We start from the raw sequence: 16,461 nt of genomic DNA, 5'->3' as shown, positions 1-16,461 counted from the left end.
GAGAAGCAGTGATCAACAAGGTGGTTGGCAGTGCGGCAGAGGCCGTGGCGGACATCCCCGACGGCGCCTCACTGGCCGTCGGAGGATTCGGCCTGTGCGGCATCCCGGGAGCCCTGATCGAGGCCCTGCACGCGCAGGGGACGGCGGAGCTCGAGACCGTGAGCAACAATTGCGGTGTCGACGACTGGGGCCTCGGCATCCTGCTGTCCGAGCACCGGATCCGTAGGACCATCAGTTCCTACGTCGGGGAGAACAAGGAGTTCGCGCGCCAGTACCTCGCGGGTGAGCTCGAGGTCGAGCTCACCCCCCAGGGAACCCTCGCCGAGAAGCTCCGTGCGGGCGGTGCGGGCATCCCCGCGTTCTACACCACGGCGGGTGTGGGCACCCAGGTCAGCGAGGGCGGTCTGCCCCAGCGGTACGACGACGCCGGCAACGTCGCCGTCGCGTCCAAGCCCAAGGAGGTGCGGTCCTTCGACGGCGTGGACTACGTGCTCGAGGAGTCCCTCCGCCCGGACTATGCACTGGTGCATGCCTGGAAGGGCGACCGCCACGGCAACCTCGTCTTCCATGCCACCGCGATGAACTTCAACCCGCTGTGCGCCTCCGCCGGCAGGATCACTATCGCGGAGGTCGAGGAGCTCGTCGAACCCGGCGAGCTCGATCCCGGCTCCATCCACACACCCGGGATCTTCGTCCAGCGCGTGGTCCTGGTGCCCGACGCCGAGAAGCGCGTCGAGAAGCGCACCGTGTCGCTCACCGCCCCCGCCCCCGAAGGAGCATGACCATGGCACGAACCCGCAACGAGCTCGCCGCCCGGGTTGCGCAGGAGCTGGAGAACGGACAGTACGTCAACCTCGGCATCGGCATGCCCACCCTCATCCCCAACTACATCCCGGCGGGCGTAGAGGTGGTGCTGCACTCCGAGAACGGGATCCTCGGCGTCGGCCCCTATCCCGCGGAGGACGCGGTGGACCCGGACCTCATCAACGCGGGGAAGGAGACCGTCACCGCCAACCCCGGGGCCGCGTTCTTCGATTCCGCGGCATCCTTCGGGATGATCCGCGGCGGCCACGTCGATGTCGCCGTCCTCGGAGCCATGGAGGTCGCGCGGAACGGGGACCTCGCCAACTGGATGGTCCCCGGCAAGATGGTCAAGGGCATGGGCGGGGCCATGGACCTCGTCTTCGGTGCGAAACGCGTCATCGTGATGATGGAACACGTCGACCGCTCCGGCCAGCCGAAGATCGTCGATTCCTGCTCCCTGCCGCTCACGGGCAAGGGGTGCGTGGACCGGATCGTCACCGACCTCGCCGTGATCGACGTCGAACCCGACGACGGCGGCACCCTGGTGCTGCGCGAGACCGCACCCGGTGTCACCGTCGAGGACGTGATCGCCGCGACCGGAGCGCCCCTGCGGATCGACCTCGGGGAAGCCGCCGCATGAGCGGTGACGCCGTGCCGACCGGGCGCGTCATCGAGCAGCGCGGCCTGTACTTCGACGAGCTCGACGTCGGCACGGTGTATGCCCACCGGCCCGGGCGCACCCTGACGGAGGCGGACAACGTCCTGTTCACCACGCTGACCATGAACACCCAGGCCCTGCACCTTGACGCCGCCTGGTCCGCAGGGCAGCCCTTCGGGCAACGTCTCGTGAACTCGATGCTGACCCTGGCGACGCTCGTCGGCCAGTCCGTCACGCAGCTCACGCAGGGCACCCTCGTGGCCCAGCTGGGGCTCACCGACGTCGCCTTCCCCCGGCCGCTCTTCCACGGGGACACCCTGTACACCGAGACCGAGATCACCGGCATCCGCCCGTCGTCCTCGCGCCCCGGGCAGGGCATCGTGTCGATGGCCCACACCGGGCGCAACCAGCACGGCGACGTCGTGGCGACGGCGACCCGCTCCGTGCTGATGTGGTCCTCGACGGCGACCCGGGAGGGACACTCGTGAGTGCTGTCACCCTCGGCCCCGCGCTGCTCTTCTGCCCCGCGGACCGCCCGGAGCGCTACGGCAAGGCCGCCGACCGCGCCGACACCGTCATCCTCGACCTGGAAGACGCGGTCGCGCCCGGGGCCAAGGAGGCCGCGCGGGCGGCGCTCGCCGAGGTTCCGCTCGCCCCCGAGCGCACCGTGGTGCGGCTCAACGCGGTGGGTACGGCGGACTTCACCCTTGACTGCGAAGCCGTCCGCCGGACCGGCTACCGCACCGTCATGCTCGCCAAGACGGAGTCGCCCGAGCATGTCGCCGCGGTGCGGAAGGCCCTAGGGGACGTCGAGGTCATCGCCCTTGTCGAGACGGCCCGCGGAGTCGTGGAGGCCACGGCGATCGCCCGCGCCGACGGCGTCACGGCGCTGATGTGGGGCGCCGAGGACCTCGTCGCCTCGCTGGGCGGCACCTCCAGCAGGACGTCGGGCGGCACCTACCGGGCGGTCGCACTCCAGGCGCGCTCGCAGGTACTCCTAGCGGCCGGGGCGGTGGGCGTCGGCTGCATCGACGCCGTCTACGTCGACATCGCCGACACCGAGGGACTCTCCGCCGAGGCCGAGGATGCTGCCGCCTCCGGGTTCGCGGCGAAGGCCTGCATCCACCCCGGGCAGGTCGCCGCGATCCGTGCCGCTTTCGCCCCCGACGACGCCGAGGTGGAGCGCGCCCGCGCGCTGCTCGCCGCCGCGGAGGGGGAGCGGGGCGTGTTCGCCTTCGAGGGGCGCATGGTGGACGAGCCGATCCTGCGCCACGCCCGTAGCGTCCTGGGCAGGGCGTCGGGCCGATAGCGTGTGGCTTCGCCGGAGGTAGGGGAGCCGGGGCATCGAAGACAGCGCCGTTGGAAGCACGCGTTCACAGCACGACCGGACGTCCGAACGTTTTGCACGCCCGGACGGGCGCCCTGCACGCCGATCTGCGCGCTGTCCGACCGGCCCGAGGGAGCCCGCCAGCATCGAGACTGGCTCGATCGACTCCCAGAGAGCGTGGTCCCTTGAGGCTTCGCTCGTCAGAAGGGCGGCGGAGACTCGACGTGGAGCGTCCGTTCAGTGCGCATCGCCGTCCCGAGATGGTTCATGATCCGGGCGGTCGTCGATGAATGCGAGTCAGCAGGCGGTGGTTCGGGCGGCGTCGTATAGGTCCGACCTCCCGGCGACCGCCAGGTCAGTCCGCCATCGGGATCGGGACTCGGCGTCCAGTCGGTCCGGTGCTTGAGCATGTGGTGCCGCCTGCAGGCGGGATAGAGGTTGTCCGCACTGGTGGAGCCGTCATCGGCCCAGGGCATCAGATGATCAAGGTCGCAGCGGCTGGCCGGACGGGAGCAGCCATAGAAGCTGCATGTCTTCTCCCGGAGCTGGATCCAGGTCCGTAGGTCCTCGCTCGGTCGGTACCGCGTGCGGTCGAGGCCCAGGATGGCACCCGTGTACGGGTGGGTGAGCAGACGGAGCCAGGACGTGGCGTTCCCGGCCAGTCGGCGGGCGGCCTCGGCCGGGATGGGTCCGTAGCCCTCGAGTTCGCCCGGCTCATCGGAGAGCCCCATCAGCGAGAACACCGGGACGGTGACCACGATCTTCGCCGTGGAGGAGCGCACACCGTGCCCGGAATAAGCCCTTTCGGTGCGGTCGCCCTCGGTACGGCCGCTCTCAGCGGGGTCGGTCTCGGCGCGGACGCCCTCTGCGCTTCCACACCGGCAACTCCCGCCCGAGCCCGGTGCCACCCCGGTAGGTCCGGCGGTGCCGAGCAGCATGTCGGCCAGGACGTCGGCCCGCAGCTGTGGCAGGGTCCGCGGATCATCGGCGCTCCGCAGCCCGCGGGCAGCCGCGTCCACCGTGGTGTGGGCAGCCAGTGCCTGCTCTGCCGGCAGGTAGGCGCTCAACCACGCCATCCCGTCGCGGTCCGGCTCGAACACCACGCAGCGATCGGCCGCCGCTCGCACCCGGCGGGCGGTCAGCGTCTCGGGATGGAGCTTCTCCCGCAGCCGTCGGCACCGTGCGGTGAGTCTCGGCCGGTTCAGATTCCCCGCGACCTTCAGGATCTCGCTCTCGAACGCGGCCACGGCCTCGTCCGGAAGGGTGCGGGACTGCTCGACGATGACCGATGCCTGCCCGGAGCAGATTTCGCCGTTCTCCAGAGCCGCCAGGGTGGCCGTCAACGGGCCGGTCAGCGCCAGTGACTCCGAGACGAGCCGGGCCGCTGACCCTTCAGACAGCTTCAGCAGCGCCGCAGTCTCGGCAACCGTCTCGGTGAAGGCGAGGGACGAGGCCGGACCGGACCAGGAGTGATGGTCCGGATTGCTGAAGATATGGACCCGGGCGACCAGGCGGGCCCGCTGCGCAGCGGCCCAGGAGGCCAACCGGTCCGTGGCCCGCAGGAGATCGAGCGTGACGGCCAGGCTCGGCGAGTCCGTAGGTCCCGATCCGATGTCCTGTAGCCGGCCCAGTAGGCCGTACGGCGAAGCACCTTCGACGGCCGCACGGGCGTGCTCGTCGATCCCGGCATCGTTGAATTCGCCACCGCGGCCGAGGACCTCCTCGAACGGATCCGCGGGCCAGCCCCAGGTCGCCTCGTCGTAGGCGTCCTCTAGGTCCAGCAGCGCCGATCCCGGGGTCATGGACACAGTTAATCACCTCGCACTGACGAAATAGCCGGTCGTCCCGCTGCCAGAAGGAACTGCTCGCGAGGCGCACAGGGCGTCACTCGATGTGCGCTCAGCGGACCCCGAGGACGGAGCCGGAAGGATGGACGCCGACAACCTGCGGGATACTGGGGCCATGGATTTCAGCAACCCCTCCCGGCAGCATCGGCGCGTCTCCATCCTCGGTTCCACGGGCTCCATCGGGACCCAGGCACTCGACGTGATCGCCGCGGCTCCCGACCGCTTCAGTGTTGCCGGCCTCAGCGCCGGCGGGCGGAACCTGGAGCTTCTCGCCCGCCAGGCCGTGGCGGTCCGGGCTCCCGCCGTCGGGGTCGCATCCGCATCCGAAACGGACCTGGACCGTGCGATCGGGCAGGCCGCCGATGCGGCCGGCGTCACCGGCTACGCACCGGAGCTCTTCGCCGGTGAGGGCGCCGCGACGAAGGTGGCGGCCTGGCCCGACGCCGACGTCGTCCTGAACGGCATCACTGGGTCCATCGGCCTGGAGCCGACCCTGGCCGCGCTCGCCGCCGGACACCTGCTCGCACTGGCCAACAAGGAGTCGCTGATCGCCGGGGGAGCGCTCGTGCGTGCGGCGGCCGCCCCCGGGCAACTCGTCCCCGTCGACTCGGAGCACTCCGCGATCGCCCAGGCGCTCCGCGGCGGCACGGCCGACGAGGTGGACCGCCTGGTCCTCACGGCGTCCGGTGGCCCGTTCCGTGGCCGGACGCGCGCGCAGCTGCAGGACGTCACGCCGGCGCAGGCCCTCGCCCATCCCACGTGGGACATGGGCCGGGTGATCAGCACGAACTCCGCCTCCATGGTCAACAAGGCCCTCGAGGTGATCGAGGCGCACCTCCTCTTCGACATCCCGCTGGAGCGGATCGACGTCGTCGTCCACCCGCAGTCCGTCATCCACTCGATGGTGCAGTTCATCGACGGTTCCACGCTGGCCCAGGCCTCCCCGCCCGACATGCGTCTCCCGATCGCCCTCGGGATCGGCTGGCCGTTCCGGGTTCCGGGGTCGGCGCGTGCCTGCGACTGGAGCCGGCCCGCCGAGTGGACCTTCGAGCCGCTGGACGAGGAGGCCTTCCCGGCGATCGCGCTCGCCAAGCGTGCGGCAGTCGAGGGCGGCACGCGCATGGCCATCTACAACGCCGCGAACGAGGAGGCCGTGGATGCTTTTCACAGGGGAGCCATAGGTTTTCCTGACATCGTGGACACGGTGGCCGCCGTCGTCGACGACCAGCGTGCCGTTGACAGCGGGGGTGCCGGTGGGGCGCTGACCCTGGCTGCGGTGCTCGACGCGGAGCGCTGGGCACGGGCGAGGGCCCGGGTCCGTTGTGGCCTCGAGGAAACTCCGCTGGGGTCGCCGCTGCCGGACACGGCAGCCCGTTCGGAAGGCCAGAAGGAAAAGCTGTGACTGTTCTCTTGTTTCTCGCCGGCGTGCTCTTCGTCGTGATCGGGATCGCGGCGTCGATCGCCCTGCACGAGGTGGGTCACCTGGTGCCCGCGAAGCTCTTCCGGGTCCGTGTCACGCAGTACATGATCGGCTTCGGCCCAACGGTCTGGTCCCGGCGCCGGGGGGAGACCGAGTACGGGCTGAAGGCGATCCCGGCCGGCGGCTACGTCTCGATGGTGGGCATGTTCCCGCCCGCGACGTCCGAGGCCGGCGCGGTACGGCAGTCCAGCACCGGCGTCTTCCAGCAGCTGACCGACGATGCCCGCCAGGCCGCCGCCGAACAGCTGCAGCCCGGCGACGAGAACCGTGTCTTCTACAAGCTGCCCATCTGGAAGCGGATCGTCATCATGCTCGGCGGGCCACTGATGAACCTCCTGATCGGGACGGTCCTGTTCGCCGTGCTCATCATGGGGTTCGGCACCGCCCAGGCGACCACGACGGTGGCCGAGGTCTACCGGTGCGTGGTGCCGGCAAGCCAGCAGGCGGCCACAGGCCAGACCGACTGCGGCCCGGATGATCCCGCCGCCCCCGCCTTCGAGGCGGGCCTCGAGCCGGGGGACCGCGTCGTCGCCTTCGACGGCAGGGAGGTCACCGACTGGAACGAGTTCTCCGGGTGGATCCGTGAGGCAGCGGGACGCGAGGTCGGCATCACCGTTGTGCGCGACGGCGAGACCGTCGATTCCCGGATCACCCCCCTGCTGACGGAGCGGCCGGTCACGACGGCCGACGGCGCCGTCGAGGTCGACGACGAGGGCAACGCCGTGACCCAGGAGGTCGGTTTCATCGGCATCGGGTCGACGCAGGAACTGGTGCCGCAGCCGGCGAGTGCGGTCCTCCCGGCCGTCGGCGACTCTCTGGCCCGCGTCGCGGGAGTGGTCCTCAACCTCCCGCAACGCGTCGTCGAGGTGGGCCAGGCAGCGTTCTCGGACGCTCCCCGTGACCCGGAGGGTCCGATCAGCGTGGTGGGCGTCGGCAGGATCGCGGGGGAGATCTCCGCGATGGAGGAGATCCCCCTGGTCTCCCGCGCGGCGACGCTCGTCGGACTCGTCGCCGGCGTGAACCTCGCCCTGTTCGTGTTCAACCTGGTCCCGCTGCTCCCGCTCGACGGCGGGCACGTGGCGGGAGCGCTCTGGGAGGGCCTCCGTCGCGGGATCGCCCGCCTGCTGAAGCGGCCGGATCCGGGGCCCTTCGACATGGCCAGGCTCCTGCCGCTCACCTACGCCGTGGCTGTCCTGCTCATGGGGATGGGTGTCCTGCTGATCTACGCTGACATCGTGAAGCCGGTCGACCTCTTCGGCTGATCGGTTGTATTTCAGAATTCAACCCCATACGGTTGATGAGTGTTCGTCCTCACCATCGACCAGGCGGGTAGCCGCTCCTCAACGGACCGCGTCCCGGAACTACTCGGCCTCCTGCGCCCCATCCCCACGGTGCTGCCCTGGGAGCGGTCGGTCGGCGACGAGGCGCAGGGCGTGGTCGCCTTCGCGGCCGACGTCGTCGATGCCGCGATGCTCTGCCTACGTGCGGGTGGCTGGTACGTCGGGATCGGCATCGGAGACGTGGAGCAGCCCTTTCCGGCCTCCCCGCGGGAAGGTCGTGGGTCGGCCTTCGTCGCTGCCCGGAAGGCCGTCGACCGCGCCAAGAAGACGGGGGACCGCGCGCCCCTCGCCGTCGAGGGACCGGATGGTCGGAATGACGGCGCAGGGGAGGCTGAGGGAGTGCTCGCGCTGCTCGGCCGCCACGTCATGGGCCGCTCGGAGGCCGAGTGGCGCATCCTCGACCTCCTCAAGCCCGGCGAGCGCGGCACGCAGACGGCCGTCGCTCAGACCCTCGGCATCAGCCCGCAGGCCGTGAGCAAGGCCGCGGCCCGCGCCGCCTGGCACGAGGAGCATGCCGTCCGGCCCGCAGCCGCCCGCCTCCTGGCCTGGGTCGACGGCGCGACCGCCGAGCCGGTCGCCTAGCTGCGTCGCGCTGGCGGGAGGACACGCGGTCGTCACGCGCCGGTCGTGGTCCCGGCGTCCGTCGAGACGGCACAAAAGACCACCCGCGAGGCCTTTTCATGGTCGTTTCTGTCCGTTCGACGGCTCGCCTGCCGTTACGTCACCTGCTCCTGGAGCTTTCGTCCAGCCGTCGTCGTCCCGCGCTGATCCCCCAGTCGCTCGGCGCCGGTCGAGACGACCCACAAGAGCACCCGAGAGGCCTCCTCGTGGTCGCCGGACGCAGTGGCGGGGGAGCAGCACCGTTGGGGGTGCCGTGGGGTAGATATGAAGGTGGGGTAGACATGGAGGAAGGACGAAGGAGGCTCGGTGGACGCACTATGGATCGCTGTGGCGCTGCTCGTGGCGGGCGGCGTCGGTTCACCCGTGACCATGCTCGTGCTACGCCTGGCCCGGTCGGTGGACACCGCGGAACGGCGCCGCGAGGAACCGCCCGAGCCGGCGGACCAGCCCCAGTTCGACCTCCCCGCTCCACCCGCCGATCCGCCCCAGGCGCCGGTCGACGCCCTGCCGCCGGGCGTGCTCCGCGGAGGGCTGGTCATCGGCGTGCTCGAGCGGCTCGCGGTGACCGTCGCCATCCTCGGCGGGCAGCCGGTCGCCATCGCGTACGTCGTCGCCGTCAAGGCGTTGGGGCGCTACGCCGAACTCAAGGAGACCCCCGCGGCTTCCGAGCGGTTCATCATCGGCACGCTGGCCTCGATGCTCTGGGCGGCAGGCGTGGCGACGATCATCAAGGTCTACCTGCTACCGGTCCCGTAGGGTGAAGCCATGAGTATCTTCGCCGTCGAGTACGTATACAGCCCCGACCACAACGACCTCCGCGACGAGCACCGGCCGGCCCACAGGGCGTGGCTGCAGGGGCTCGTGGAGCAGGGCCGCGTCCTGGCCTCCGGCCCCTTCACGGATGGCACGGGTGCCCTCCTGGTCTTCTCCGCCGACACCGAGGCGGATCTCAACCAGCTCGTGAGCCAGGACCCGTTCGCCGTCGTCGGAGCCATCGCGGCTGTCAAGACCATCGGGTGGAATCCCGTCCTCGGAGCGTTCCGCGACCTCGTGTGACCTGGATCGCCACGGAGCCGTCGGTCGCCGGGGCGGGTGGATAATGAAATCAAGAATCTCGTCAGACGTGCGGTCAAGGCCGCCAGCATGGAGGATGTTTTGACCTCGGTCAACCTAGGAATGCCAGCAGCACCGCCGCCCGTCCTCGCCCCCCGGCGCAAGACCCGCCAGATCAAGGTCGGATCGGTGGGCGTCGGATCGGATTCCCCGATCAGCATCCAGTCGATGACCACCACCCCCACCACGGACATCAACGCCACGCTGCAGCAGATCGCGGAACTGACCGCCACCGGCTGCGACATCGTCCGTGTGGCCTGCCCGTCCGCGGACGACGCCGCCGCGCTCCCGATCATCGCGAAGAAGTCCCAGATCCCCGTGATCGCCGACATCCACTTCCAGCCGAAGTACGTCTTCGCCGCGATCGACGCCGGCTGCGCGGCCGTGCGCGTCAACCCCGGCAACATCCGGAAGTTCGACGACCAGGTCAAGGAGATCGCTGCAGCCGCCAAGGCCGCGGGGACCTCCATCCGCATCGGCGTCAATGCCGGCTCCCTGGACCCGCGCCTCATGGAGAAGTACGGGAAGGCCACGCCCGAGGCCCTCGTCGAGTCCGCCGTCTGGGAGGCGTCCCTCTTCGAGGAGCACGACTTCCACGACTTCAAGATCTCCGTGAAGCACAACGACCCCGTGATCATGGTCCGCGCCTACGAGCTGCTCGCCGAGCGCGGCGACTGGCCCCTGCACCTCGGCGTGACGGAGGCCGGACCGGCCTTCCAGGGCACGATCAAGTCCGCCACCGCCTTCGGGGCGCTCCTGTCCAAGGGCATCGGCGACACCATCCGCGTCTCGCTCTCGGCCCCGCCGGTCGAGGAGATCAAGGTGGGCAACCAGATCCTGCAGTCGCTCAACCTGCGCCCCCGTAAGCTCGAGATCGTGTCCTGCCCGTCCTGCGGCAGGGCCCAGGTGGACGTCTACACGCTCGCCGAGGAGGTCACCGCCGGCCTCGAGGGCATGGAGGTCCCGCTGCGCGTGGCCGTCATGGGCTGCGTCGTCAACGGGCCTGGCGAGGCCCGCGAAGCCGACCTGGGTGTCGCATCCGGCAACGGCAAGGGGCAGATCTTCGTCCGGGGCCAGGTCATCAAGACTGTCCCCGAGGACCAGATCGTTGAGACACTCATCGAGGAAGCGATGCGGCTCGCAGAGGAAATGGGTGAGGCTGATGGCGAAACTGCTGGCCAGGGTGGCCCCATGGTTACCGTTAGCTAGGCCCCAGCCCGACCCCGAAGGGCCCTGGTCCTTCCGGGTCCTCGGTAAGGAGGACACCAGGGATCTCTGGGCGATCGTCGCCGCGGACCCGGTGGCCAACGTGTTCGTAGCCTCCCACCTCGAATCCATGGGCACGGCTGCGCCGTCGTTCTCCGGTGGGGAGATCATCGGCATGTTCCGGCACAACGAGCTGCGCGCTGCCTGCTGGGCCGGCGTGAACCTCGTGCCGATCGGTGTGACGGACGAGACCGGAGCCATCTTCGGTGATCACCTCGGCCGGTCGGGCCGGACCTTCTCGTCGATCTTCGGGCTCTCCGAGGGCGTCCTGGACCTGTGGTCGACGCTCGAGGACTACAGCGCCGAGCCCTTCGACGTGCGCCCCACGCAGCCGCTCATGGCCATCGACACGGACCCGCTGCTCGCCCCCGCGCCCGACCTCCGGTTCACGCGACCCGACGAACTCGACCGCCTCCTGCCCGCCTGCGCTGCGATGTTCGAGGAGGAAGTGGGCTACTCGCCGTTCATCGGCGGGTCCGACCACTACCGGCGGCGCGTCGCGTCCCTGATCAGCCGGAAGCACTCGCTCGCCGCGTTCGACGACGACGGCGAGGTGGTCTTCAAGGCCGAACTGGGCACGGTGTCATCCCAGGCCGTGCAGGTGCAGGGTGTCTGGATGAACCCCGACCACCGGGGCAGGGGCCTGAGCGCCGCCTACATGGCCGCCGTCGTCGTCGCCGCCCGCTCGCTGGCCCCGACCGTGAGCCTCTACGTGAACTCCTACAACACCCGGGCCCTCGCGGCCTATCGGCGCGTGGGCTTCGAGCAGGTGGACACGTTCGCGACCATCCTCTTCTGAGGAGGGGGTTGCGGGCGCGGCGGCCCGCGGCGGTCCAGCGGACGGGACCCGCTAGATTGGTACCTGTTGTTTCCCGCCGGACGGCGGGAAGGTGAATGGCAGTACCGATATGAACGGACACCCGCGTGGTCTTACGACTCTCGACCCTTTTCCTGCGCACCCTGCGTGAAGATCCAGCCGACGCCGAAGTCGCGAGCCACCGTCTCCTGGTGCGCGCGGGCTACATCCGGCGCGCGGCGCCCGGTATCTACAGCTGGCTGCCGTTGGGGCTCAAGGTCCTCGCGCGGGTCGAGGCCATCGTCCGCGAGGAGATGGAAGCCATCGGCGCGCAGGAGGTCCATTTCCCGGCGCTGCTGCCCAAGGAGCCCTACGAGGCGACCAACCGCTGGACCGAGTACGGCGACGGCATCTTCCGCCTGAAGGACCGCAAGGGCGCGGACTACCTCCTTGCGCCGACGCACGAGGAGATGTTCACCCTGCTCGTGAAGGACCTGTACACCTCGTACAAGGACCTTCCCGTGAGCCTGTTCCAGATCCAGACGAAGTACCGGGACGAGGCGCGCCCCCGGGCGGGCCTGCTCCGCGGACGCGAGTTCATCATGAAGGACTCCTACTCGTTCGACATCGACGACGAGGGCCTGGAGGCGAGCTACCAGCTGCACCGCGCCGCCTACCTCCGCATCTTCGAGCGCCTCGGCCTCGAGGTGGTGCCTGTGACGGCGACCGCCGGGGCCATGGGCGGGTCGAAGAGCGAGGAGTTCCTGCACCCGACGCCCATCGGCGAGGACACCTTCGTCCGGTCCGCCGGCGGCTACACCGCCAACGTCGAAGCCGTTACCACGGTGGTCCCCGACCCGATCGACTTCGCCGACGCACCCGCCGCGGAGGTACGCGACACCCCCGATACCCCCACCATCGGCACCCTCGTGGACCACGCCAATGCCGCGGTGCCCCGCGACGACCGTGCCTGGACCGCCGCCGACACCCTCAAGAACGTGGTGCTGGCCGCCGTGCTGCCGACCGGCGAGCGCGAGATCGTCGTCGTCGGCGTGCCGGGTGACCGCTCCGTGGACCTCAAGCGGATCGAGGCGAACATCGCCGGCCACCTCGAGACGGGCGGCGAGGTCGCCGTCGAGGCCGCCAACGAGGAGGACCTGAAGAAGCACCCGGGCCTCGTCAAGGGGTACATCGGCCCGGGCCTCGCCCTGGACTCCGCCGTCATCGGCGCCGAGGCGTCCACCGGCCTGAAGTATCTCGTGGACCCCCGCGTGGTTCCCGGCACGTCGTGGATCACGGGCGCCAACGAGCACGGCAAGCACGTCTTCGGGCTCATCGCGGGCCGCGACTTCGCCTGGGACGGCGTCGTCGAGGCCGTCGAGGTGCGCGAGGGCGACGAGGCACCCGACGGGTCGGGACCGCTGATCGCTGCCCGTGGCATCGAGATGGGCCACATCTTCCAGCTCGGCCGCAAGTACGCGGACGCGCTCGGCCTGAAGGTCCTCGACCGGAACGGCAAGCTCGCCACGGTCACCATGGGCTCGTACGGCGTGGGCGTCACGCGCGCCATCGCGGCCCTCGCCGAGTCCAACCACGACGAGCGCGGTATCGTCTGGCCCCGCAACGTCGCTCCCGCCGACGTCCACATCGTCGCGACCGGCAAGGGTGCCGAGGTGTTCGAGGCCGCGGAGAAGCTCGCCGCAGAGCTCGAGGCGGCAGGCCTCGCCGTCCTGTACGACGACCGGCCCAAGGTGTCCCCGGGCGTGAAGTTCGGCGACGCGGAGCTCATCGGGGTGCCCACCATCGTCGTCGTCGGGCGTGGGCTGGCGGACGGAGTGCTCGAGGTCAAGGACCGCAGGACGGGCGAGGCGCAGAACGTCCCGGTCGCCGAGGCCGCCGCGCTGCTGCGCGGACTCGCCGACTCCTAACCCGCGGTGGGCTCGGGACTCGAGGAACTGCACCTCGCGACGATCCTGCTGGTGCTCGTCGCGGGGTTCGCCGCCGGGTGGGTGGATGCCGTCGTCGGCGGAGGCGGGCTGCTGCAGCTGCCGGCGCTGCTGTTGGTCCCCGGCATCGCGCCCGTCGAGGCCCTGGCCACCAACAAGCTCGGGTCCATCTTCGGGACGACGACGAGCGCCGTCACCTACTACCGGCGGGCCCACCCGGACCTGAAGACGGCGCTGCCGATGGCGGGGATCGCTCTCGTCGGCAGCTTCGGCGGGGCGGTTCTCGCGGCGTCCCTGCCGTCGTCGGTCTTCAAGCCGGTCATCGTGGTGGCGCTGATCGCCGTCGCTGTGTTCACCGCGGTGAAGCCGTCGGTCGGCACTCTCACGAAGCTGCGCCACCAGGGAGCGCGGCACTACGGGACGGCCGGTGCGATCGGGCTCGTCATCGGGTTCTACGACGGGCTGATCGGGCCGGGGACGGGCTCCTTCCTCATCATCGCGATGGTCACCCTGCTCGGCTACAACTTCCTCGGTGCCAGCGCGAAGGCGAAGATCGTGAACATGGCGACCAACTTCGGTGCCCTGATGTTCTTCCTCCCGAACGGCTCCATCCTGTGGGGGCTGGGGCTCCTGCTCGGTGTCGCCAACATGGCCGGTGGCTACACCGGGTCCCGCATGGCGATCAGCCAGGGCAGCAGGTTCATCCGGATCGTGTTCCTCGCCGTGGTGGGGGCCCTGATCCTCAAACTCGGTTACGACGTCTGGGTGGAGAACCTGCGGCCGTTCCTCGCCGGGGCCGGGTAGCAGCCGGCGCCGGCTGCGCTAGAGGACCGGCAGGTCGCCGACCGGCGGCAGCCCGTCCAGTGTCCGCCCGAGCACCGAACTCGCCACCCACAGGGACCGCTGCGCGTCGCCCGTCCGGCCATGGGCGAGGTAGGACAGCGCGTTGCGCACCTCGCGGACCACGGTCCAGCCCCGGCCGAGGCCGGCATCGAGGCCGGCGGCCGCCGCAAGGGCCGTGCAGTGGGCGCGAAGGTGACCCGCCGGGTCCGCGGCGTCGAGCTCGGACAGGCGGTTCCACAGCATCGGCGCCACGGCGTACTCGGCGTCGCCGAGCACCGGCTTCGGGTCGATCGCGGTGAACTCCCGCAGCTGGCCCCGCGCGGACGGCAGGAGGTTCCCGTAGTGCAGGTCCGAATGCACGAGGACGTCGCGCTGCGACCGTCGCCCCACGATGCCGCGCGACTGGCACACCTCCAGCGCGGACTCCATGAGCCACCGCGGGAAGGGTTCGCCGAGTTCGTGCCACCGTGCGGGAAGGGTGTCCGTCCACTGCTCGGCGTCGGACGCGAGGTGCGGGAAGGCGGCCCAGGGGGCGCTGTCCCCGGCCGGTATCGACAGCCGGCGCAGCACACGGCCCCACGGTTCGGGCGTCTCGTCGAGCGGGACGTCCAGCAGGGAGTGGTCGCCGTCGAGCCGGTCGAGCAGCAGTGCGAAGTCGGGGCGTGACGCCGCGAGCAGGCGCACCGCACCCGTCCCGTCCCAGAGCTCCAGCGCATCGGGCTCCGCCACGGCCTCGTCGTGCGGGATCGTGAGCTTGAGGACGGCCTCCGCGGCATCGTCGTCCCGCCGGACGACAGGTACGACGACGGCGCACCGGCCCGCCCAGACGGGCTGTCCGTGCCGCAGATCGAGGACCAGGTTCCAGGCGTCGAGCCTCGCGGCCAGCAACTCCCGCCACTCACGGGTCCATCGGGCACCGCCGTCGATGCTCCGCGCGCTCTGCAGGAGCCGGGGTGGCAGGTCCGGAAGACCGCCCGGGGTGCGGTCCTGGATCCTAGCCACCGCTCGGCCCTGCCGGTGCCGGGGAGTCCTCGGGAGCCGGTTCCGCCCCCGGCGTCGATGCGTCGGCGGAATTCCCCGCGGATCCCGCCGGGGACTCCGCCGTCAGACCGGGGAAGGCGTCGAGCGGCGTTCCCGCCTCGAGGCTGCGCTGGACGGCCGCGTTGTAGGAGGCGACGGCCCACGCGCGGACGTCCGGTCCGACAGCGGACACGAGGCCGGCATACAGCTCGGCGTGGTCCTGTTCGAGCTCCCGGAGGGCTGCCGCCGGATCGGCGCGGAAGGCCGGGGTGATCGCGAAGCCCGCAGGAGCAGGGGCCACGGGGACGCAGAGCTCCGCGAGGCGCCGGGCGGCGTCGTCGGCTGCCGCCTGGTGGACAGCCGACCGCGCGAGCGCTGCTGCGGGGTCGGGCACCAGCGCAGCGGCGACCTCGTAGCCGTAGCGGGCCTCGTCCTCGGCCCTTTTCGCGTTCAGCAGGGCCTGCCGGTCGGCCTCGGTGCCGAGGGGGGTCCCGGCGCAGTCGTCCGGCCCGGCGGGGTCGGCGGACGAGGCGGGCGTGGGTGCGTCGGCGGGTGTCGGTTCGCCGGCGGGGTCGCGAGCGCCGGCCGACGGGGCGGGTCCGGCGGATGAGGTGGGGTCGGCGGGCGAGGTGGGGTCTGCGGGAACGATCGGCTCTGCTTCGTCGGCTGTGAGGTCCGCGGCGGACAGGGCGTCGGCAGTAGGGAGTCCGGGCTCGGTCCCGAGCGTCTGCCCGATGAGCACCGCCTGCCGCCACTGGTTGGCTCCCGCGGAGGCGAGCACGCGTGCGGGGCCGGGTTCGGCGTCGACGGCGTCCCGCAGGCTCCGCAGGGCGCTGTCCCGGAGCATCGACAGGAGGCCCGGTCCGTCCATCGGTGCCTCGGCGCTCGAGGAGGCTCCCGGCGCCGGGACCGGGCCGGCAGGCGTGGAACCGGCTGACGCGGTGCCGGCCGGCGTGGAACCGGCCGACGCAGTGCCGGCGGGCGTGGAACCGGCCGGCGCGGTGCCGGCGGCACCCGTCCCCTCGGGTGCGGGGGAGCGTGGCAGGGAGACGGCGTCCGCCTGCGCCTCCAGGTCGGCGGCGACCGCTGTTAGCCTCTCCCCGAGGGCGGGCTCGAGGCCCGGCTGGAGGGCCGCCGTGGCCCGCGCGGAGGCGGCCAGTGCGCGGTACCGTCCCTCGGCGTCGAGCTGGGCCTGTTCGCCGGCCGAGTAGACGGGGGCGGACGGTTCGGCGGACCGCAGCCCGATCCCGACGACGATTCCTGCCGCGAGCAGGACGACGGCGAACAGGCCGACGAGCCCCGCGGACCAGCGCACGGCGCGTCCGGCGACGTGGCTTCCGCGCACCCGCTGTCCGCCCGTTCCCGCCCGCATCATCACAGTTCCCGATGATGCCACGGAG

At 71.0% G+C, this 16,461-nt stretch carries 16 protein-coding genes; 13 read left to right on the top strand and 3 right to left on the bottom strand.

The features are described 5' to 3' along the window. The first annotated feature begins 8 nt into the window (after positions 1-8). From ACX80J_RS10715 to ACX80J_RS10700, 4 genes are read left to right on the top strand one after another with little or no spacing between them, the layout of a single operon-like run. Positions 9-782 carry a CoA transferase subunit A gene (locus tag ACX80J_RS10715; RefSeq protein ID WP_459345800.1) on the top strand — a complete coding sequence of 258 codons (774 nt, stop codon included), beginning with the start codon at positions 9-11 and terminating at the stop codon, positions 780-782. A 2-nt stretch (positions 783-784) separates the two neighbouring features. Then, positions 785-1,444: a CoA transferase subunit B gene (locus tag ACX80J_RS10710; RefSeq protein WP_459347910.1), complete on the top strand. Its 660-nt coding sequence runs from the start codon at positions 785-787 to the stop codon at positions 1,442-1,444. Continuing rightward, positions 1,441-1,950: a MaoC family dehydratase gene (locus tag ACX80J_RS10705; protein WP_459347754.1), complete on the top strand. Its 510-nt coding sequence runs from the start codon at positions 1,441-1,443 to the stop codon at positions 1,948-1,950. Before ACX80J_RS10710 ends, ACX80J_RS10705 begins: the two co-directional genes overlap by 4 nt. Then, entirely contained in the window at positions 1,947-2,771 is an 825-nt protein-coding gene (locus ACX80J_RS10700; protein ID WP_459347753.1) for an HpcH/HpaI aldolase/citrate lyase family protein, read from the top strand. The genes ACX80J_RS10705 and ACX80J_RS10700 overlap by 4 nt, the downstream gene beginning before the upstream one ends. 218 nt (positions 2,772-2,989) lie before the next feature. On the opposite strand, the gene ACX80J_RS10695 is transcribed toward ACX80J_RS10700, so the two are convergent. After that, a complete protein-coding gene (locus ACX80J_RS10695; protein WP_459347752.1) occupies positions 2,990-4,591 on the bottom strand; it encodes an HNH endonuclease signature motif containing protein in 1,602 nt (533 codons plus the stop codon). Between the two features lie 160 nt (positions 4,592-4,751). On the opposite strand from ACX80J_RS10695, the gene dxr reads away from it, so the two are divergent. The 9 genes from dxr to ACX80J_RS10650 all read left to right on the top strand — a co-directional run bounded on the left by dxr (position 4,752) and on the right by ACX80J_RS10650 (position 14,002). Next, positions 4,752-6,038, top strand: coding sequence for a 1-deoxy-D-xylulose-5-phosphate reductoisomerase (gene dxr, locus ACX80J_RS10690; RefSeq protein ID WP_459347751.1), 1,287 nt, complete (start codon positions 4,752-4,754; stop codon positions 6,036-6,038). Then, positions 6,035-7,378, top strand: coding sequence for a M50 family metallopeptidase (locus ACX80J_RS10685; RefSeq protein WP_459347750.1), 1,344 nt, complete (start codon positions 6,035-6,037; stop codon positions 7,376-7,378). The genes dxr and ACX80J_RS10685 overlap by 4 nt, the downstream gene beginning before the upstream one ends. 39 nt (positions 7,379-7,417) lie before the next feature. Continuing rightward, complete coding sequence (locus tag ACX80J_RS10680) at positions 7,418-8,038, top strand: MarR family transcriptional regulator (protein ID WP_459345806.1); 621 nt, start codon at positions 7,418-7,420, stop codon at positions 8,036-8,038. 345 nt (positions 8,039-8,383) lie between these two features. After that, positions 8,384-8,833, top strand: a complete 450-nt coding sequence (locus ACX80J_RS10675) for a hypothetical protein (protein ID WP_459345807.1) — start codon at positions 8,384-8,386, stop codon at positions 8,831-8,833. Positions 8,834-8,842: 9 nt separating this feature from the next. Further along, positions 8,843-9,133: a YciI family protein gene (locus ACX80J_RS10670; protein ID WP_459345808.1), complete on the top strand. Its 291-nt coding sequence runs from the start codon at positions 8,843-8,845 to the stop codon at positions 9,131-9,133. A gap of 99 nt (positions 9,134-9,232) precedes the next feature. After that, complete coding sequence (gene ispG / locus ACX80J_RS10665) at positions 9,233-10,399, top strand: flavodoxin-dependent (E)-4-hydroxy-3-methylbut-2-enyl-diphosphate synthase (RefSeq protein WP_087072205.1); 1,167 nt, start codon at positions 9,233-9,235, stop codon at positions 10,397-10,399. Beyond that, on the top strand, positions 10,353-11,255 hold the full coding sequence (locus ACX80J_RS10660) for a GNAT family N-acetyltransferase (protein ID WP_459345809.1): 903 nt from the start codon (positions 10,353-10,355) through the stop codon (positions 11,253-11,255). Before ispG ends, ACX80J_RS10660 begins: the two co-directional genes overlap by 47 nt. A 125-nt stretch (positions 11,256-11,380) precedes the next feature. After that, on the top strand, positions 11,381-13,180 hold the full coding sequence (locus ACX80J_RS10655; protein WP_459347749.1) for a proline--tRNA ligase: 1,800 nt from the start codon (positions 11,381-11,383) through the stop codon (positions 13,178-13,180). A gap of 6 nt (positions 13,181-13,186) precedes the next feature. Next, positions 13,187-14,002: a sulfite exporter TauE/SafE family protein gene (locus tag ACX80J_RS10650; protein ID WP_459347748.1), complete on the top strand. Its 816-nt coding sequence runs from the start codon at positions 13,187-13,189 to the stop codon at positions 14,000-14,002. 18 nt (positions 14,003-14,020) lie between these two features. Here ACX80J_RS10650 and ACX80J_RS10645 read toward each other — a convergent pair whose 3' ends face one another. Both ACX80J_RS10645 and ACX80J_RS10640 read right to left on the bottom strand, forming a co-directional pair. Continuing rightward, a complete protein-coding gene (locus tag ACX80J_RS10645; RefSeq protein ID WP_459345812.1) occupies positions 14,021-15,043 on the bottom strand; it encodes an aminoglycoside phosphotransferase family protein in 1,023 nt (340 codons plus the stop codon). Further along, positions 15,036-16,457, bottom strand: a complete 1,422-nt coding sequence (locus ACX80J_RS10640) for a DUF4439 domain-containing protein (RefSeq protein ID WP_459345813.1) — start codon at positions 16,455-16,457, stop codon at positions 15,036-15,038. The genes ACX80J_RS10645 and ACX80J_RS10640 overlap by 8 nt, the downstream gene beginning before the upstream one ends. Positions 16,458-16,461 lie beyond the last annotated feature (4 nt).

This window comes from Arthrobacter rhamnosi (genome assembly GCF_054510975.1).
The sequence above is the reverse complement of the archived record's forward strand: the minus strand, read 5'-3'. Positions and strand labels throughout refer to the sequence as shown.